Source organism: Aequorivita marina (genome assembly GCF_031631895.2).
Taxonomy (GTDB): domain Bacteria; phylum Bacteroidota; class Bacteroidia; order Flavobacteriales; family Flavobacteriaceae; genus Aequorivita; species Aequorivita marina.
The window spans coordinates 1-281 of the sequence record NZ_JAVMBW020000053.1; the positions used below are offsets into that span (position 1 = coordinate 1).

Genomic DNA, 281 nt, shown 5'->3' on the forward strand with positions numbered 1-281 from the left:
TAACAAAAGACTATGTATATTAAGAAACTTCCCCTTATCCTATTCTTACTGGCCTCGTTCTATGGATTTTCCCAGGACGGGATCCCGGTTTATTCGGATTATTTTTCGGACAATCTGTACCTGCTGCACCCCTCTATGGCTGGTGCAGCTACGCACAACCAGGTGCGTCTTACAGCGCGACAACAGTGGTTTGATATGGAAGAGGCACCCAACCTGCAGACCCTGAGTGCTAATATTCGGTTGGGGGACCGCTCAGGGATCGGGGCCATTGTTTTCAACGA

1 protein-coding gene is annotated in these 281 nt (G+C 49.1%); it reads left to right on the forward strand.

Going from position 1 to position 281, the window contains the following annotated elements; translation table 11 throughout:
• Positions 1-12: 12 nt before the first annotated feature.
• Positions 13-281: type IX secretion system membrane protein PorP/SprF (locus QPK98_RS15650; RefSeq protein WP_310994401.1), on the forward strand; the 269-nt coding region annotated here is incomplete at its 3' end.